The 19,750-nt window shown below is 65.6% G+C and carries 8 protein-coding genes; 3 read left to right on the forward strand and 5 right to left on the reverse strand.

The window, feature by feature from the left end:
• Positions 1–9: 9 nt before the first annotated feature.
• The 4 genes from K3U96_RS24000 to K3U96_RS24015 all read right to left on the reverse strand — a co-directional run bounded on the left by K3U96_RS24000 (position 10) and on the right by K3U96_RS24015 (position 14,525).
• Positions 10–882 carry a class I SAM-dependent methyltransferase gene (locus K3U96_RS24000; RefSeq protein ID WP_220691298.1) on the reverse strand — a complete coding sequence of 291 codons (873 nt, stop codon included), beginning with the start codon at positions 880–882 and terminating at the stop codon, positions 10–12.
• Positions 879–11,933: a type I polyketide synthase gene (locus K3U96_RS24005; RefSeq protein WP_220691299.1), complete on the reverse strand. Its 11,055-nt coding sequence runs from the start codon at positions 11,931–11,933 to the stop codon at positions 879–881. Before K3U96_RS24005 ends, K3U96_RS24000 begins: the two co-directional genes overlap by 4 nt.
• Before the next feature lie 576 nt (positions 11,934–12,509).
• Complete coding sequence (locus K3U96_RS24010; protein ID WP_220691300.1) at positions 12,510–13,778, reverse strand: glycosyltransferase; 1,269 nt, start codon at positions 13,776–13,778, stop codon at positions 12,510–12,512.
• Between the two features lie 15 nt (positions 13,779–13,793).
• On the reverse strand, positions 13,794–14,525 hold the full coding sequence (locus tag K3U96_RS24015; protein ID WP_220693666.1) for a class I SAM-dependent methyltransferase: 732 nt from the start codon (positions 14,523–14,525) through the stop codon (positions 13,794–13,796).
• Between the two features lie 99 nt (positions 14,526–14,624).
• Here K3U96_RS24015 and K3U96_RS24020 point away from each other — a divergent pair, with 99 nt between their 5' ends.
• Positions 14,625–15,128: a DUF2505 domain-containing protein gene (locus tag K3U96_RS24020; protein ID WP_220691301.1), complete on the forward strand. Its 504-nt coding sequence runs from the start codon at positions 14,625–14,627 to the stop codon at positions 15,126–15,128.
• 14 nt (positions 15,129–15,142) lie between these two features.
• On the opposite strand, the gene K3U96_RS24025 is transcribed toward K3U96_RS24020, so the two are convergent.
• A complete protein-coding gene (locus K3U96_RS24025; protein WP_220691302.1) occupies positions 15,143–16,216 on the reverse strand; it encodes a class I SAM-dependent methyltransferase in 1,074 nt (357 codons plus the stop codon).
• Between the two features lie 239 nt (positions 16,217–16,455).
• Here K3U96_RS24025 and K3U96_RS24030 point away from each other — a divergent pair, with 239 nt between their 5' ends.
• Both K3U96_RS24030 and K3U96_RS24035 read left to right on the forward strand, forming a co-directional pair.
• The gene (locus tag K3U96_RS24030; protein ID WP_220691303.1) at positions 16,456–18,642 is read left to right on the forward strand and encodes an acyltransferase family protein; all 2,187 of its coding nucleotides are present in this window, start codon (positions 16,456–16,458) and stop codon (positions 18,640–18,642) included.
• Positions 18,643–18,666: 24 nt separating this feature from the next.
• A complete protein-coding gene (locus tag K3U96_RS24035) occupies positions 18,667–19,722 on the forward strand; it encodes an NAD-dependent epimerase/dehydratase family protein (protein WP_220691304.1) in 1,056 nt (351 codons plus the stop codon).
• Positions 19,723–19,750: the final 28 nt, after the last annotated feature.

Consider the following 19,750-nt stretch of genomic DNA (forward strand, 5'->3'; position numbering starts at 1 on the left):
GCAGCAGAACTACGCTGACTGCGCGGTACACAGTCGGGATCGTAGGATTCGGTACTCCAACAGCCCCGCCCGTAGCTGCTCGTAGATGGCCGACCCCGGCAGCGCCAGGAAGTTGGCGACACGGGCGTTCCCGTCGCCGTAAACCTGCTCCCAGTTGTTGCTCGCTTGATCGCGTGACGCCAACACGTTGGCGGTGATGTCGCGGTCGCTTTCGGTGACAAACCCGAGCGCCTTCAACCGTGCCCTGACATAGTCCCAGTCCTCGGGGCTCAAAAAGTCCGTGTGCAAGAACCACGCGTCGGCGCGGCAAACCCTGCGGACTTCGTTCAGGAATTTGGGAAGGTTTCCATACGAATGCGACGACTCCACGTTGACGACGGCATCGCAACACTCATCTGGCAAGGGTAGATCCAAGGCATCGCCGACCTTGAAATCGATCGGGTCCTTGGTATGTGCCCGACTGCAGAAGGCGATCGCTTCGGAGGACATGTCGATACCGGTCACCTGACCGTTGAACTTTTCCGCGATGAGCGCCGAATTTCCCCCGCGGCCACACCCTATCTCGACGATAGTGCGGTCGTTGAGATCAACTGGCCCGACGACCTCCAACACCAGCCGAACCGAATTGACGTTGAAAGTGCCCTCCCGAATCTCGAACGCCGACTCGTTATTGGAATCGATTGGCAGATATCCATAGTTGAGAAAGAACGATGAATCCGCCACTCCCACGTCTTCTAAGCGACGGCTCAGCTTGTTGTAGAAGCTGCGCCAGCCACCGGCGGTCGTGGAGAGCAGATCGTCAGCCAGATATGCCGACATCGCCAGTTGCGTATCGCCTTCCGAACGCTCGTTAGAAAGATCCATGAGTGCTTCTTTCGTCATTGGTCGTGCTTGGGCGCACCGACGGGTTCGGCCTCCTCCGGCACCGGGACTTGACCGGCCAGGTACTCGGCGAGCAACCCGATCGTCGGATAGTCGAACACCGCGGTGGCGCTGATCGTGACCACGCCGCCGAACTGGGGCAGCAACCGGTTGCTGAACTCGACGGCCATCAGTGAATCCGTACCCAGTTCGAGGAACCGGCTGGTTGCAGCCGGCGGTTGCGCGAGCCGCAGGAACTTCTGTACTTCGTACCGTAGGAATTCGATGAGGAAGCTTCTGCGCTCCTCCTCGGGTACGTCATGCAGCTGCCGAAGCAGTTCGCTGTCGCCGCGCGTCGCGGTGACAGCACTCGGCAGAAGGTGGTCGAGGATGAACGGACGCGAGCCACCCAGGCCCTTGGCGGCACGCTGCCAGTTCGCTTTGAGGACGGTCACCTGCCCCGTTCCGTGGGCGATGGTCTCGTTGAGCGCGTTGAGGGCTGCCGCTGGCTCCAGCGGAATCAGCCCCTGCGCACTGAGATTCGCCCGTGCAGCGTGCGAAGTCGCCATACCGCCGTGCGCCCACGGACCCCAGTTGACGCAGGTCGCGGGGAGTCCTTGGGCGCGGCGGTCCGCGACCAGCCCGTCGAGCAGCGCGTTGGCAGTCACATAGTTGGCCTGACCGGGCGAGCCGAGCACGCTGGCGGCTGACGAGTACACGATGAAAAACTCGAGTTCGTCGTCGGCCGTCATCCGATGCAGGTGCCGTGCACCGTATGCCTTGGGTGCCAACACGTCTCGGAAACGGTCCACGGTCTGCTGTGTCAGCAGCGCGTCGTCGAGCACACCTGCCCCGTGGATCACGCCTGCAAGCGGCGGTAATTCCGCACGGATGCGTTCCAGCAGCGCGACAACCTGCGACTCGTCGCCGACGTCGGCCGCGAAGGTATGGATCCGGCACCGGTAGCGTTCCGTGAGATCGGCGATCGCCCGTTGGGCATCCGCGTCGGGCGCCCGTCGGCTGCTCAGCACGATGTCACCCGCCCCGAGTTGGGCCAGGTGGGCCGCCGTGTACAGGCCGAGCGCACCGACGCCACCGGTGATCAGATAGCTGCGATCCTCGCGCGGCTGCAACGGCTTCGGCATCTGCAGCACGATCTTGCCGATGTGCCGAGCCTGTTGCATGCGCCGGAACGCGGTCTTGGCTTCGGTCAACGGGTACACCTCGGCGGCAAGCGGCGCCAGCGCGCCGCTGCCCATGCTGTCGGCCAACTCGGCCAGCAAGTTCCCCACCCGCTCGGGTTCTTGCTCGATGGTCGCGTCCAGCGCGATGATCTCGTAATCGATATCGGGACGAACCGCCGCCATCTGTTCGGGCGTCCAAATGTCTCGTTTCGCGATTTCGGCGAACCGGCCGCCTTGGGCAGTCGCCCGCACCGTCGCTTCGATGAACCCTTCGTTGGTGAGGCTGTTGAGCACCACGTCGACGCCTGAACCGCCGGTGTCGGCCAAAATCTGGTCGGCGAAATCCGTGGTGCGCGAGTCGTAGACGTATTCCACCCCCATCTCGCGCAGCGTCGCCCGCTTGTAGGTGCTGGCCGTGGCGAAGACCGTTGCACCGGCCTGCTGGGCCAACTGGATCGCGGCCAGACCGACACCACCGCTGGCGGCGTGGATGAGCACACGATCGCCGGGCCCGACCTTTGCCCAGTCGAACGCGAGCCTCGTGGTAAGCGCACCAGCAGGTATGGTCGCCGCACCCACCGCGCTCACCCCGGTGGGCAACGGCGATAGGAACTGCGCTGGAATGTTGACCCGGGTGGCGAAACCTCCCTGCATGAAGCCGAAGACGCGCTGGCCGACTTCGAACCCGCTGACGCCCGCACCCACCTCGGTGACGATGCCTGCGAGGTCGCCACCGATCCGTCCCGGATCACCCGGATAAAGACCGAGCACATTCAGCACGTCGCGAAAGTTCAGCCCCGCGGCCTCCACCCGGATCTGCACCTGTCCCGCGGGCGGCGGCGGTACGTCGATCTCGATGAGACGAAGGTTGTCGATAGCTCCGCGCTCGGTCGGCTCCAAGGTGTAATCCGTCGCGCGGGGCACCGCCAGAGGGCCGCCGCGTGCCCAGGGCAGCATTCGCGGCACCAAATACTTCCCTTGCCGCAGCGCAAGTTCTGGCTCGTCGACAGACGTACCGAGTAGGCCCGGCAGCGAGCGCACGACGTCGTCAAGGGTGTCGTAGTCGACCAGTTTGCAACGTAGTGCCGGTTGCTCGGTCATGATCGTTCGTCCGAGGCCCCACAGCGCCGACTGCGCCGGATCGACTGCCTCGCCGGATTCGGTGGCGACCGCTCGTTCGGTGACGATCCACAGGCCGCCGGTCAGCTTTACGTCTTCTTGCGATTGCAGAGTCCGCACGACTGTGAGCAGCTGGTCGATCTCGCTTTCCAGCCGCTCGGCGAATTCAGCAGCCGACTCGTCGGCGCCGGGTTGTCCGGCGCTGCGCCAGACGATGCCCGAAATCGGGGCACCGCGCTCGGCGGCCTGCACGAACGGCCGCCTCCAGAACTCCGGATCCGAAAGTGATGTCCGGTCGAGCGAGACGGAGTCCGGCAGCCGGGTCGACAACTCGTCGAACCCGGCGATCAGCCAGGTACCGTCGCTCTTGTCGGCCGTATCGGTCTCGGCCGGCGGCGGCATCTCCTGCCAACCGACGGTGTACAGGGTCCGGGTGGTGTCGCCACCGAGCCCGCGCAACAACGCTTCTCGAGGTGCCCGCTTGACCGCGAAATCGCGGATCTCACCCAGCAGACGACCACTGCGATCCACAAAGTCGAGGTCGAATACCTGTGTTTCGCTTTCGGCGCTTCCGCTCTGCCACCGCGCGCGGCAATAGAACCGGTTGGGCATCTTCTCCCGCAGCACCACCCGCCCGTACCGCAGCGGCAGGAACAGATCGGCCATCGGGCCGCTGTCCTCGGTCGCTGCGAGAACCGCGGGGAAGGCCGGGAAGGCGACTCCGGTGCACAGGTCAAGCAGCACCGGATGGATCGGCTCACTACCGAGATGTTCGGCGAGCTCGTCGCCGATCGCGACGTCGCCGACCGCCTCGCCGTCACCGGTCCACAGCGACTTGAGCGAGGTGGACCAGGTGGGGCCCCAGGTCAGCTCCATATCGGCGAAGGTGTCGAACAGCTGCTGTGGACGTGTCCGCTTCAACCGCTCGCATGCGGCCTCGATGGATTCGGTTGGCGCCGTGCCCGGCTCGTCGTCGACGGTGGTCACGATTCGTCCGTCGGCGTTCAACGACCACTCGGCGTCGCGCTCACCGTGCGGGCGGCTGTGTACCTGGAAGGTGGAGCCGCTGCCGTCCTCGAGGTGATGCAGAGTCAGCTGCACCTCTCGAGACGCTTTCTCGGGCAGGATGATCGGTTCGTAGAAAAAGACCTCACGCACCTGCGCCGGTGTCCCGACCGCGGCAAGCGCCATCGCCGCGTACGTCGCGCCAGGAACGACAATCGTGCCGTAGATGACGTGATGCGACAGCCACGGCTGCGTCTTGACGGACCACAGGCCGGTGTGGACGGTGTCGCCAGAGGCCAGATCCTTTGCGCTACCGAGGATTCCCGAACCAAAAATGCCCTGACCATCGGTGGCGCGGATGTCGACGATCCGGGGCCAGAAACGACGACGCTGGAACGGGTAGGTGGGCATTTCGACCCTGCGGCGTGGCTGATGGTGCAACGCAGCGAAATCCGGCCGATGCCCGGCGACGTAGATCGCGGCCAGCGCCTCTGCCATCTGACGCCGATCGTCGGTGCCTTTACGCAGGCAAGCGACAGCGCGCGGAGCTGCTGAGGAATCCGGCCAGGCCTGCACGGCGGCGCCGGTCAGAATCGGTTGCGGGCCGATCTCCATCAACACCGAGCAGCCCAGCGCAGCCGCCGTTTGCACGCTTTCGGCGAACTGCACCGGTTGACGGGAATGCCGCCGCCAGTATTGGGCATCCAGCGGGGTCTCGGCGGTGAGGACCGCGCCGGTGCGGTTGCACACCAGAGGCAGCGTCGGAACCGCGAAGTCGAAACCTTGTGCATACGATTCGAATTCGTCCAGCGCAGGCTCCAGCAACACCGAGTGGAAGGCATGGCTGGTGTCCAACCACTTACAGCGGATCCCCGCGCCCTCCAACTTGGCGACAATCTGTTCCAGATTCGCAGCCGGACCCGACAGCACCGTGTTGGGGCCGTTGTAGGCAGCCACCGAAACCTGGGGGAGCCCCTCGGCAGCCCGCTCCACCTGTTCGGCGGCGGCGAAGACCGCCACCATCCGGCCGCCCTCGGGCAGTTCACCGAAGAGTCGGCCGCGCTCGGCCATCAACCGCGCCCCGTCCTCGAGGCTGAACACGCCGGCCACACACGCGGCCGCGTACTGGCCCACGCTGTGCCCGAGAACCACGTCGGGCTCGATGCCCCAGGACTGCCACAACCGGGCCAGCCCCATTTCGACGGCGAACAGCGCCGGCTGAGCAAATGACGTGTGCCCCAACGCGTTCCCGGACTGGCCGTTGGAGCCGCTGTCAGTTTCGAACAGCACCTCCAGCAACGGGCGCGGGAGCATGCCTTCGACCGCCTCCGCGCATCGTGTCACCGTCTCGGCGAAAACTGGTTCGGTGTCGAACAGTTTCCGTGCCATTCCCGGGTACTGGCTGCCCTGTCCGGTGAACAACCACGCCGTCTTCGGGGGGTCACCGCATTGGCCGCGCACCGCACCGGGCTCCAGCCGGTTCTCCGCCAACCCGACCAGCAGTTCGCGCGCATTCTGGACCGAGTCCACGACCAGGGCGGCCCGGTGCTCGAAATGTGAACGTCCCGCCCCGGCCGTGAAGCTCACATCAGCGATATCGACCTCTGGATGCGCGTCCAACCAGGAGCCATAACGCTGCGCCAACGCCACCAGCGCTTCCGACGACCGCGCCGACAGCGGCAGCACGCTGATTGGTTTGTCGCCGTCGACTGGCTCCGTTACCGCACTGCTGTCGCGCGTGGAGCCTTCGGAGCGTTCATCTTCGGCAGCGACTTTCGGTGGTGACTCCTCGATGAGCACGTGTGCATTCGTGCCGGAGAATCCGAACGAGCTTGTTCCGGCCCGGCGCGGTCTTCCGTTGGCCCGCCACGGAATCGCTTTGTCCACCACCCGCACAGGCAGTGAGTCCCACGGGATATTGGGCGACGGGTTCTCAAAGTGCAGGTTCTGCGGCAACACCCCGTGCTGCAAGGACAATACGACCTTGATCAGACCGGCGATGCCCGCTGCCGATTCGAGGTGTCCGACATTCGTCTTGACCGATCCGATCAGCAGCGGGCGATCCGCGTCACGGCCCACGCCATAGGCTGCCGCGGCTGCCTGGACCTCGATCGGGTCACCCAGCGAGGTACCCGTGCCGTGGGCCTCGAGATAGTCGACGTCCCCGCCGACGAGACCCGCGCGGGCCAGCGTTGCGGCGATAAGCCGTTGCTGCGCACCGCCGTTGGGCACGGTCAAACCGCTGGAAGCACCGTCCTGGTTGACCGCGCTGCCCCGGATGACCGCGCAGATCGGATCGCCGTCGCGCTCCGCATCGCTGAGCCTCTTGAGCACCAGGACACCGCAGCCTTCACTGCGCGCATAACCGTTTGCGGCGGCGTCGAAGGTCTTGCATCGGCCGTCGGCGGCAAGCATTCGCGCGCGTGAAGTGGCAACGATGGATGCCGGACTGACCAAAACGTTCACTCCACCGGCCAGCGCCATATCGCAGTCACCGGAATGCAGAGCCTGGCAGGCTTGATGGACGGCCACCAGCGACGCGCTGCACGCGGTGTCCACTGCCATCGCGGGACCCTCGAGACCGAGGGCGAACGCTACCCGGCCGGCGATGACGTTGAGTGCGTTGCCGGTGATGTAGTGGGCTTCGATGGTCTCGACCGCGTTGGTACCCAACAGCTGCGAATACTCGTTGGCGGCAACCCCCACGAACACGCCGGTTAGGCTGCCGCGCAATGAAGACGGTGCGTACCCGGCTCTTTCCAACGCCTCCCACCCGATCTCGAGCATCAAGCGCTGTTGCGGGTCCATCCACACGGCCTCACGCGGCGAGATACCGAAGAACTCCGGATCGAATCCGTCGACGCTGTCCAGGTATCCGCCGTAGCGGGTATAGATCTTGCCCGGCGCTTCGGGATCCGGGTCGTAGTACTCGTCGACATCGAAGCGGTCGTCGGGGATCTCCCGGATCGCATCGATCCCGCCCGACAACAAATCCCAATACGCTTCGGGATCGGGCGCGCCCGGGAAGCGGCAGGCGACCGCCACGATTGCGATCGGCTCATCACTGCGCGTCGTCACTACCGGGGCCGGTTGGACCGGCGCCGGCACGGTGGGCGCCGGGGTGCCGATGTTGAGAACGTCGCTGAGCAAGAAATCGGCGACGTCGACCAGGCGCGGGTAGTCCATCGCGAGGGTCGAGGGCAACTCCTTGCCCACCGCCCGTTGGACCCGGTGCCGAAGTTCGACGGCCATCAGCGAATCCATGCCGACATCGAAGAAGCCTGCCTCATCGCGGATTTCGGACGCGTCGATGCGGGTCACTTCCGCGACGACGTCGCGCAGGTAGTCCACGACCAGTTTCTTTCGCTGTTGCGCCGGAGCGAGGGTGACCCGCTCGACCAGCTGGGTGCTGGCAGCCCCCGATGCCGTGGGAGCCGCCTCAGGCACCTCCCGCTGCAACTGCGCGAAGAAGGACCGCTTGCCTGCTATCTGGTAGAGCGGCAGGAATGCGGCCCAATCGATGCGGGCCACCACACCGTGGGACGCGCCCTTACCCGGGGAAGCCATCAGCTCGGCCATCCCGGCCAATGCGTCGGCGGGCGACAACGGCCGGACCCCACGCTTGTCCAGTTCAGCGCGCGCGGCCTCGTCGGCCATCCCCGCGTTCAGCCACGGACCGAAATTGACACTGATCCCGGGAACGCCGTGCTCACGCTGCCGCCACGCCAATCCGTCGAGGAAGGAGTTGGCCGCGCTGTACGCGGTCTGACCGCCGGCACCCCAAACCCCGGCGATCGAAGACGTGCTGACGAAGAAATCCAGCGGCAGGTCCGCTGTGGCTTCACTCAGATTCCAGGCACCCCAGACCTTCCCGGCGAACACCCGGCCGATTTCCTCGTCATCGAGGTCTGGCAAGGGGGTCGTGCTGATCTCTCCGGCGGCGTGCACGATACCGGCCAGCGGTGGCATCTCGGCCCGCACGGTGGGCAGTACCCGAGCGACGTCGTGCGGGTTGGCGACATCGGCCCTGATCACCCGGACATCGCAGCCGGAGTGCTCACGTATCGCATCGATGCGCTGTTGTGCGGCATCGCTGGGCGCGCGACGGCTGGTGAGCACCAGGTGCCTGGCACCGTGCGCTGCCAGGTACCCGGCGACCTCCAGTCCGATGGCGCCGAGCCCGCCGGTTATCAGATATGTGGCATTCTCGCGAAGTTCGACCGGTGTTGCGTTCGGCTGCCCCGCGCGTCGCGTCAGCCGGGCTACGTAAACCGCCTGGTCGCGAAGCGCGATCTGGTCTTCACCGGCCGGCGCTACCAGCAGCTGGTCGATGAGCCGCGACCAAGTCGCCTCGTCCAAGGCTCCGGTCGCGGACAGATCCGCCAGGCCGCCCCACAGCCGCGGCTGTTCCAGCGATGCGGCGCGACCGAACCCCCACAGGGCCGACTGTGCCGGTGACACCGTGTCGGTACTGGTAATTCGTTGTGCACCACGAGTCACCAGCCAGATGGGTACCCGGAGTTCAGCTGCGGCCGCCGCGCAGAACAGTCGCCGCGTTCCGCTCAACACTTGGTGTTGCATCCGCAACAACGACTGCGTCGACGGCGCAGGATCCGAATCGAGGGCGCACAGATTGATGATGCGAGTCGTCGGTTCGTCGGCTACCGCGGCGCGCAAGGTGGCCGAGAGCCGTTCCTCGTCTGTATCAGACAGGGGTACCCCGAAGATCCGGTGCCGGTGCCCACGTGCGGTCAGCGCGTCGACCAGCGGTTGCGCTGCGGTGGCGTCGTCGCATATCAGGAACCAGGAGGAACCTTCACCGCTTTGCGGACGTGCCGCTGTGGCAGCGGACTTCTCCCAGCGAATCTCATAGCGGGTGTCTGTGATCGACAGTGCATTGCGCTGTTGGTTATGTTGCGCGGCAAGCTGTTTGAGCAGATTGACCGCCTGCTGTTTGTCGCCGTCACCATCGAAGAGCGCGGCGAGTTCGTCGATCCGGCCGTCCTCGAGAAGTTGGATGGTTTCGGTGCGCGCGGCTTGCGCCCCTTCGACCGTCTGACTGGGCAGGTCGCGCTGCTCACGGAACCAGTACTGACGATGCTGGAACGGATAGGTCGGCAGGTCGAGCGTGCCCGCCGGCCCGATCAGGGCAGCAAAGTCGGGCCGGTGACCGGCGATGTATGCGTTGGCGACGGCCTCGGTGATCTGCCGGTGGTCGGCGATGTTTCGGCGCAGCGATGCGATCGCCCGCGGGGCGGTTGCCGGGTCAGGCCAGGCGCGCATGGCTGCGGCGGTGAGCACCGGCTGCGGGCCGATTTCCAGCAGCACCGAGCAATGAAGGTCGGCCAGTGTGCGCACGCTCTTGGCGAACTCGACCGGCTGCCGTGCGTGTCGACGCCAGTAGGCGCCATCGAGTTTCGCTTTGCGACCCAATGCGGCACCGGTACGGTTGCACACCAGTGTCTTTCGGGGCGCACCGAACTCGAAGCGGTTCGCGTACGCCTCGAACTCGTCGAGAACGGGATCCAGCAGCGCCGAGTGAAACGCGTGGCTGGTGTCGAGCCAGTCGCAGCGCACACCGTCGGCCTCCAGCCTGGCCACCGCCGACTCCAGATCCTGTGCGGGGCCCGACAGCACGGTGTTGGCGCCGTTGTAGGCGGCCACCGACAAACCGGGAAACTCGTCGGTCAGGCTTTCGACCCGTTCGGCGGCCGCGAAGACCGCGACCATCCGGCCACCAGCAGGCAGACTGCCGAACAGGCGGCCACGCTCGGCCATCAGCAGCATGCCGTCCTCGAGGCTGAACACGCCCGCAACGCAGGCCGCCGTGTACTGGCCGACACTGTGGCCGATCACCACGTCGGGCTCGAAGCCCCACGACTGCCAGAGCCGGGCCAGGCCCATCTCCACCGCGAACAACGCCGGTTGGGCATAGCTCGTCTGCCGCAAGGTCTCGGCGGCATCTGGAGCATCCACGTCGAAGATGACATCCAGCAACGGCTTTTCGAGGACATCGGCGACGGCGGCCGCACACCGCGTCATGGTTTCGGCGAACACCGGTTCGGTCTCGAACAGTTCCCGGGCCATGCCGGCGTACTGGCTGCCTTGCCCGGTGAACAACCACGCTGTCTTCGGCCGGTCTCCACATTCACCGCGCAACAGACCTGGCGCCGGGCGATCTTCGGCGAGCCCACGAAGCACCTCACGCGCGGACTCCGTCGAGTTCACCACCAACGCGGCCCGGTACTCGAAGTGTGATCGCGCGACACCGGCGGTAAAGCACACATCGGCCAGTGCTGCGTCCGGGTGGGCAGCCAGCCAGCCGTCGTATCGCTGCGCGAGCTGTACCAGCGCATCGGGGCTGCGCGCCGACAGCGGTAGCACGCTGAAGCGTCTGTCGTCGGACGGCGCCTGCGGCTCCGCCGCGGACGGCTCGACCGCAGCGGGCGCTTCTTCGAGAATGATGTGCGAGTTCGTCCCGGAGAATCCGAACGAGCTGACCCCGGCGATACGGGGACGTGCGCCGCGCGGCCAGGGACGGCCCTCGTCCACAACGCGCACCGCAAGCCGGTCCCAGGGGATGTGCGGAGACGGGTTCTGGAAGTGCAGGTGCTTCGGCAATTCCTCGTGCTCGAGCGCCAGGATCACCTTGATCAGACCGGCGATCCCGGCGGCAGCCTCCAGATGCCCGATGTTCGTTTTCACCGACCCGATCAGCAGTGGCCGGTCGGCGTCGCGCCCGTCGCCGAGCACCGCGCCGGCGGCTTGGACCTCGATCGGGTCGCCCAGGGAGGTCCCGGTGCCGTGCGCCTCCAGATATCCGACGTCGCAGGCAGCGACCCCGGCGCGGGCCAGGGCTTCGCTGATGACCCGTTGCTGCGCGACGCCGTTGGGAACCGTCAAACCGCCCGATGCGCCGTCCTGGTTCACCGCGCTGCCCCGGATCACGGCCCGGATCCGGTCACCGTCGCGCAGGGCGTCATCGAGGCGTTTCACGACGATGACACCGCACCCCTCGCCGCGCACATAGCCATCTGCTGACGCGTCGAAGGTCTTGCATTTGCCGTCCGGGGCCAGCATCTTCGCCCGGGCGAACGACATCACGCTCTTGGGGCTGAGCAGAACGTTCACGCCACCGGCGAGCGCGACGTCGCATTCCCCGAAGCGCAACGCCTGGCATGCCTGGTGAACTGCCACCAGCGAAGAGCTGCACGCCGTGTCGACCGTGATCGCCGGGCCCTGCAGCCCCATCGCGTAGCTGATCCGGCCTGCGCCCGCGGCCGCCGACGAGCCGATCGCCTGATACGAGTCGATGTCGGCGTCCGGAACCGCCTCGGCTATCAGCTGCAGGTAGTCGTGGGTTCCCAACCCCATGAACACCCCGGTCTTGGTGTTCGCCAACGACGACGGTGCAGTTCCTGAGTGCTCCACCGCCTGCCAGGCCGTCTCCAGCAACAGCCGATGCTGGGGATCGATCAGCATCGCCTCCCGCTTCGACAGCCCGAAGAACGGCGCGTCAAACCCGGTTGGGTCGTCGATGAAGCCTGCGCGACGCGTGACGATCTTTCCGCGCGCATCAGGATCAGGGTCGTAGAACTCCTCGACATCCCACCGGTCCGCGGGCACCTCCGATACGGCATCCCGCCCGTCGCGCAGCACCTCCCAAAACTCGTCTGCGTCGGCAGCGCCCGGCACGCGCACCGCGTAGCCGACTACCGCGAAGGCCTCGTGGGGTGGCAGCACCGGTTTTCCGAGGTCGGTCATTTCCGACCACCGCCGGCGACGCTCGAGCTCCCGGGAGCCTCGGCGACGATCGTCGGTACCCGCTCCATCAAGTCTGCGATGGTTGTCACGGGGCTGTCCTCTCTACGGGGTTCTTCAAAAGGCTTCGGCGCCAGCCAGATCGCCTGGAGCCAAGGCGTGGAATTTCTGTTGACGTGTGGACGGGTTGAGCGATCGATACCGGTCACGGTGGCGGGTACGCGATCTCCTCGGGGGCCGGTCTGGTCGCTCGCCTTACCGGCCGCTTCCAGAGGTGCCGCTGTGCAGGGGTCGGCTGAAGCCTGCTGTCATCAAGCTCCATCGGGTCCGCGAAGTCGAACGCTCTAGTTATCGAAAGCTCCGCTCATCGCCCCGGGGGTGTTGCTCTTCGTCCTTGACCGACACGAAGAAGTCGCATGTCCATCGTCAAATGGGTGGCTGATCACCTGGACTCCCCCGATCAACTAATTGACGCTTCTGTAAGAATCTGTAAACAATACTTCGGGGCGTGGGCCCTGTCATGGGGTTTGCGCGAACGCTGTCGTCGCGATCTTTTCCGACGCCAGGCTTCGCTGCTGGTCAGCTCCTGCGGTAGCGGCGAGCGAGATCTTCCAGGCGATCGGCCGCGGCTGCAGCGGCGTGGGCAGGTGGGGTTATCTGGGCGGCGAGCGCACGCGCTCGGTCGTGGTAATCCGGCGCGAGGATGGTCCGCAGATCGGCCACCAACGATGCCTCGGTGGCGGTCGAGAAGCGCCGCGCGGTGCCCACCCGGAGCCGTTTGACGGCGGCGCCATAGATCGCGTGCACCATGTCCCAGTACAGGATCAGTTGGGGGACGCCCGCGCGCATTCCGATCGGGGTGGTGCTCGAACCGCCGTGGTGGACGAGTGCCCGGCACGCGGGAAAGACGGTCGAGTAGTTCATGGTGCCCACCACCTTGACGTTGTCAGGATGGGGCGCATCGCTGTAGTCGGTTCCTGCGGCGCCGATCAAAGCCCGCTCGCCCAACTGGGCGCAGGCCGCGCTGATCATGGCGATCGTGTCCGCGGGCGACTCCACTGGAATGCTGCCGAAACCGAAGAAAATCGGTGGGGTACCGGCAGCGATCCACGTCGCGACCTCCTCGTCGGCAGCGGTAGCCAGCTCCAACGTCAGCGTCCCGACAAAGGGGCGCTGATCCGCGAATTCTGTCCATTCGGCCGCCAACCCCGGGAAGCATGCGGCGTCGTACGCCTGGATCTCCAGCGATCTGCGTTGGGTGATCCGCCGCGGGGCGGAGCCTTTGGCTCTGGGCAGACCGAGCTCGCGGCGCTGAGCGTGTTCCACCTTCTTCATCACCCGCCAAGACAGCCACCAAAACGCTGCGACGGCGGATCGTCGCCACGCCGCAGGCAGGAATGTCAGCACCTGACCGTTGGGTCGCAGCGGGAAATAGTGCAGGGTGGCCAGCGGGATGTCGTAGTGCTCGGCGACATTGGCGGCGGCATCCTCGAAATTGATGCCGGTGAATATCAAGTCGGCACCGTCGGCCAGCGACATCAGCGTCGTGCTCATCTCCTGCCAACCGCGCAGCAGCGGTCCCCCGATCGCGACGCGCGACCGGATCATCGCGCGGACTCGCCAGGGTGTGCGAAAAAAGCAGGTCCAGAAATCACGGTGAGCGTCAAGGATCGACCCCGAGTTGGGGCCGAAGCCCGCGGTCGGCAATCCGGCCGCCTCGGTGAAGCCGATCAGGTCCGGCGGCACGGCAATACACACCTCGTGCCCTCGCCGCATCAGCTCACGTCCCACCGCGGCATTCGGCTCGATGTCGCCGCGACTCCCCCAACTCGCCAGCACGAATTTCATTGCGCGCCCGGGTCGTTACTTCGGTGACTCGGTGCTCGCACTGAGAAGTTCGTCCAGATATCGGGGTGGTTTGAGGTTGAGCAGGCGCTTGCGGTCGGCTTTGAGATCCGCGTAGGTAAGCGCCTCGATCTGCTTCACCGAATACGACAACGTCGATTCCGGGGTTCCTCTGCGCACGAACCCGACGCCCTGGTCACATTTGAGGACGCCGACCTGCAGGTCGTCGTGGGTGCTGCGCAGCTGGACGATGGCTTTCCAGACATCGCCGTTCCACACACCGATCACCAGCGGACCCTTCTGCTGGGCCATGAAGCTCTCCCACGACTCCGCACGGCGGCTGGCCAATTCGAACGGCGGGTTGCAGTCGTGCAGAAAGATGACACCGTCGTCGCGCAGGTAGCGCACAGTGTTCTCGACGTCGCGCACCACCTGCTCGTAGGTGTGCAGTCCGTCGATCAGCGCGACGTCGACGGGGTGGCGTTCCAGCAGAGCCTTCTGGTCTTCGAAGAAGGCGTCGCTGGTGGTCTCGAAGTAATGGGTGACACGTCCCTTCGCGTCGGCGCGCTCGCGGGTGCGCTGCGAGAGGTTGAAGGCCGGGTCGACGGCGATCTTCACATCGGCAGGGATCTGCTGAAATGCCTGGCCCCGGGAAACACCGATCTCCAGGTAGACGGGGTTCGTCCGGCCGGCCAGCGCCCGCTTCACCGCCCTGATCCGGTTGACCCCTGGCAGGGCGTCGACCAACATCACGAGGCCGCTGTTGAAGTTCACGCGATGATCCTGCCCACAAAGGTGCGCCCCCGACAAGGAATTGATGACGTTGACGTTAATTTAGGATTGGCGGTTATGCCCCGTTCGTTCGAAGGCCAGACCGAATCGTCGGCGAGCGTCGAACAGATCCATGCAGCGTTCGGGTCCGCGGACTACTGGCGGGCCCGGCTGGCGACCAGCGACGCCACCGCCGAGTTGGATTCGCTCGCCGTCGACCCCGACGGCACGGTGGAAGTGCATCTCACCCAGTACCTCGGGCGCCAGCTGCTACCCGCGTCGGTCACCAAGTTCCTGCCTGGCGACGTGAAGTTGCTTCATGGCGAGACATGGCGCCCCGCGGGCGACGGCGAGGTACGGGGGCAGATCAGCGTCGCCATTTCCGGCGGTCTTGGATCCTGCCACGCGAAAACGTGTCTGGTGCCGGCCGCCGAAGGCTCGCAACTGAGTTTCACCGGCCGGGTGGAGGTCAAGATTCCGCTCGTCGGCGGCAATTTCGAGAAGTCCCTCGGAGCCAATTTGGCGGCGAGCATCCCCGAGGTGGTGCGGTTCACCACGACGTGGATCACCGACCACGCGTGACACGGCGCCGCGGATCATCGGTTGTCGCGGGCCAACGCGCCGAGGCCGGTGATCTCGAGGCTGACCGACTTCCGTTGGCCGGCGGCACCGAGCATGAACGCGATGTCGCCGACCGGTGCACCCAGCCAGAACCGCCAGAAGCGCTTGGTGAAAAACGCCCACGCGAAGTTACCGCCGCCCAGCATCCAGAAGAGCGCGATGGCGAGGAAGTAGTAACCCAGGCGCTTCCAGCGCGAGGTCACCATCTCCACGTTCATCTCCCAGATCTCGAGACCCCAGGCGCGGTACCGCCATTGCAGCCCGTACTTCTTCTGGAACTCGTAGAACGCCTGCATTTCGCCGTTGGTGACGAGGTATTCGTCGAAGACCAGGATCGACCCCTCGATGAACCGGTCCTTGCAGGTTTCCAACGCGTGCAGGCAGCTCTCGTAGGTGTCCAGATCCATATGGAACAGCCGGATCGGCGCCTCCGGTCGCTCTGCCAGATACGGGGCGAGGGTGTCGTAGGTCATGCCTTTGATGAACTGCACGTCGCGTCCGAGCGGGGCGGGGACGCCGTCGTCGTCCAGCGTTACCCCGGTCTCCCCCATGAGCCGTTGCGCCAGCGGTTCCGTCAGCGAAAAGGTGCCCTTCTTGACGACCATCTGATCGTCGACGGCCCAGTCTTCGACCAGGCCGGAGAAGGTGTCGAAGCCGTGGACGGTGCGTCCGCATGCGTCCGCGGTCAACCTTGTCGACCAGCCGATCCAGACGCCCAAGTCGAGTTGGAGTTCGTACGCATTCTCTGGCGAAGGTGATGCCAGTTGCGACGCTTCCCACAGCAGCGTGTGCCCTGGGATCCGGCGCTGTCGCAAGTCAGCCAGGCCGCCGGTGATGAACGCGCGGTAGGCATCGTCGTACACCCTGATGTCGCGGGCGTACAGGTTCGGGATGTAGCGGTCGCGGCCTCGATAGACCAGGCGCGCGCACACGAGCGACAGCAGAAGCGCACCGATCAGGATCAGCAGAGCCGGCACGAAGTAGCACGCCGCGGCGACGACGAGCACGAGGCCGACGAGGACGGCTCGCCACACCCGATGCAGGGTCATGCGGTCCACCGACTGCCTGCTCGTCCGGTCCGCCGTGCGCTTAGCGATTGCGCCCACCGCCTCGCCCCCTAGTTCTCGGCTAGCCAGACTAAGCGCTGGCAGATGCGCATCGCACATAATTGACGGTCTCGAAACCAAATCCGAGCGCCGGACTAGACAAACCGGCTCTGAGGGACGCGCCCGAGTGTAAGAATGCCTCGACTAATTGACGTATCCGTAGAACACGCAAGTAGGTGCCCTTGTCGCAGGCCGACAGCCTCGGCGTCACCGAGGCACAGCAGAGTCCGAACACAGAACAGGTCAAGTTCCGCCCCGATATCGAGGGCTTGCGTGCTGTCGCAGTGCTGGCGGTTGTCCTCTTCCACGCCGCCGTTCCGGGTCTCGGTGGCGGATACATCGGTGTCGACGTGTTCTTCGTCATCTCAGGGTTTCTGATCACCGGGTTGCTGTGGCGGGAAGTGAGCACGACCGGGAGCGTGCGGCTACGCCGGTTCTACGGCGCGCGGGCTCGGCGGTTACTGCCGGCCTCGGCTGCCGTCGGTGTCGTCACGATGATCGCCTCGGCGCTTCTGTTACCGCCGTTGCAGGCTCGGCCGGCCATCAGCGACGGCATCGCCAGCGCCCTGTATGTCAGCAACTACCAGTTCGTGTTGCGAGGCGCCGACTACTTCGCCGACCACGTGTCGCCGTCGCCTTTCCTGCATTACTGGTCGTTGGGTGTGGAAGAGCAGTTCTACATCGTCTGGGCGCCCATGATCCTTGGCGCAGCGTGGCTGATCCGGCGACTGCGCCGACGCCGCGGAATCGACGCCGCTTCTTCGCGACGTCCATATCTCGTGCTCCTCGCACTGGTCGCGGTGGCTTCGTTCGCGTTGTCTTTCCTCGCCAGTTACCTGGTGCCCGCTGCAGCGTTCTATTCGTTGCCGACTCGGGCCTGGCAGCTGGCCGTCGGTGGGCTGATCGCCCTCACGGTCACCCAGTGGCGCCGCCTGAACCCGCTGTCCGCTGCGATCATGGGTTGGGCAGGGCTCGCCCTCATACTGCTGGCTTGCACATGGTTGAGCCCGGCCAGCGTGTACCCGGGTACCGCGGCATTGCTGCCCACTCTGGGTGCGGCCTTGGTGATCGGCGCCGGCTGCGCGGCACCCAGCCAGGGCTGCGGACGCCTGCTCGGTCTGCCGGCGGTACGCGCCGTCGGACGAATCTCCTACTCGTGGTACCTGTGGCACTGGCCGGTGCTGATCCTCGCGCCTTTCCTGCTGGGACACCAACTCTCGCTGCCCGCGCGGTTGGCTGCCGCACTGGTGTCCGCCGGGTTGGCGTGGCTGACCTTCCGTTACCTCGAGAACCCGCTGCGGTTCGCCCCCACAATCCGTAACTTCCCCTGGCGCAGTCTCGGACTGGGGGCGGTCGCCACCGTGGCGGCCGTCGGTGTCGGCATCGCGCTGCTCAAGGTGGTGCCCTCTCCGATCGGACAAGGTCTGCCGGCGAAGCCGGTGAACCTCACCGCAACACTCGTACCCTCCGGATCGGACGCGGCCGCCTACGACGCAACGGTGCAGCGCACGTTCGCCGATATACAGCGCGCGGTCGCGGCGTCTGCTGACTTGAGGTCGGTTCCCTCCAATCTGACGCCTTCGCTCGCCGAGGCATGGGCTGACAGGGATGCCATGTTGTTCGGCGGCTGCCTGCGCGAGCCTTTCCAAAGCGGGCAGCCGGAGTGCGCGATGGCGGTCACCGCCTCGTCGACGACGGTGGCCCTGGTGGGAGATTCCCACGCGGCGATGTGGACTCCGGCCTTCCAGGAGGTCGCCATCCAGCGGCATTGGCGGCTCGAGATGCTCGCGAAGGGCGCATGCCCGTTGCTGGACCTGCCGATCACCAACCCCTTGAGTCGCCTGGCGGACTACCTCCAACGCTGCGCGGAGTGGCGCGCCGAGATCGTCGCCCGGCTGGAAGCCGAGCGGCCAGAATTGATCGTGTTGAGCTTGTGGCGTGGCTACGGCACCGAAGAATCGCTCTCCGATTACCGGCCTTACGACGACGCTTGGATCGACAGCCTGACCCGCCTGGTGCAACGGCTTCGCGGCACCGGTGCACAGGTACTGGTGATCGGCCCGATACCTAGTCCCGGCTTCGTTGTCCCGGTGTGTTTGTCGGGGTACCTCGATGACGTGCAGGCGTGCACACCGGAGCGGTCGGCAGCGGTCAACGAATCGGGCATCGCCGCCGAGGCCGCCGCCACCGAAGCCGGCGGCGGCGAATATGTCGACACCACTGAGCTCTACTGCACTGCCGACCGCTGCCCAGTCATCGTCGGCAACACCCTGGTCTACGTCGATGCAACCCACACCACGCTGGAGTACGCCCGGCTACTCGCCCCCGCCATGGGTGCGCTCGTCGACCGGCTGCTCGCCAACAACTGACTCGAAAAAAGAAGGAGGCCCGACGTGCCAGCGTCTGTTCTCATCACCGGCGGCGCCGGGTTCATCGGCTCGGCACTCGCCCGCCGTGTCGTGCAAGCTGGTTACGACGTCGCAGTGATGGACATTTTGCACCCGCAAGTGCACGCCGAGCATGCAGCCATCGACCTGCCCTCATCGGTGCGACTTTTCACCGGCGACGTCACCCACGCGCCCGATTGCGATGCGGTGCTGCGACTGTTCAAGCCCGCTCAGATCGTGCACCTGGCGGCTGAAACCGGAACGGCGCAGTCGCTGTCCCAGGCCAGCCGGCACGGATCCGTCAACGTTGTTGGGACGACCCAGCTTCTCGACGCGTTGAGCCGCTGCGGGCACGTGCCTGAGCAGGTGGTCTTGGCATCCTCACGCGCCGTCTACGGCGAGGGCGCCTGGCAGTCGGACGGCCGCGTCTTCTATCCGCCGCCGCGCAGCCATGCTCAACTCGCGGCGAGCATCTGGGATCCCCAAAGTCCGTCGGGCGAGCCCGCCGTGCCGCTTGCGAGCAACGCGGCCCGAACGCAACCAAAACCCACCAACATCTACGCCGCGACCAAACTCGCTCAGGAACATGTGCTGGCGGCCTGGACCGCCTCCCACGACACCGGACTCAGTGTGCTGCGGTTGCAGAACGTCTACGGACCTGGCCAGTCGCTGACGAATTCCTACACCGGAATAGTCGCGCTTTTCGCGCGGTTGGCGCGGGAGAAGCAGACCTTGGAGGTGTACGAAGACGGCCGGATCGTACGTGACTTCGTCTACATCGACGACGTGGTCGAGGCGCTCTTCTCGGCGATAGCCGAGCCTGCACCGTCATCGCGCTGCCTCGACATCGGCTCGGGTGTCGCGACCACCATCCACGAGTTGGCCCGACAACTTGCGACTATCTGCGAAGCGCCGGCACCGGTCGTCGTGGCGAAGTTCCGCGACGGGGATGTGCGGGCTGCGAAATGCGATATCGAGCAGGCGACGAAAGAACTCCGCTGGCATCCGAAGTGGTCGCTCGAAGACGGGACACGTGCGCTTCTCGATTGGATCGGCATGTGATTCGTCGACGAGCCGTCGAGCGGGACAA

Origin of the sequence: Mycolicibacterium holsaticum DSM 44478 = JCM 12374 (assembly GCF_019645835.1) — a bacterium.
Taxonomy (GTDB): Bacteria; Actinomycetota; Actinomycetes; order Mycobacteriales; family Mycobacteriaceae; genus Mycobacterium; species Mycobacterium holsaticum.

Coding starts and splice junctions, on each gene's coding strand:
- K3U96_RS24000 (WP_220691298.1), bottom strand. CDS start 882: ATGACGAAAGAAGCACTCATGGATCTTTCTAACGAGCGTTCGGAAGGC.
- K3U96_RS24020 (WP_220691301.1), top strand. CDS start 14,625: ATGCCCCGTTCGTTCGAAGGCCAGACCGAATCGTCGGCGAGCGTCGAA.
- K3U96_RS24025 (WP_220691302.1), bottom strand. CDS start 16,216: ATGACCCTGCATCGGGTGTGGCGAGCCGTCCTCGTCGGCCTCGTGCTC.
- K3U96_RS24015 (WP_220693666.1), bottom strand. CDS start 14,525: ATGTTGGTCGACGCCCTGCCAGGGGTCAACCGGATCAGGGCGGTGAAG.
- K3U96_RS24005 (WP_220691299.1), bottom strand. CDS start 11,933: ATGACCGACCTCGGAAAACCGGTGCTGCCACCCCACGAGGCCTTCGCG.
- K3U96_RS24010 (WP_220691300.1), bottom strand. CDS start 13,778: ATGAAATTCGTGCTGGCGAGTTGGGGGAGTCGCGGCGACATCGAGCCG.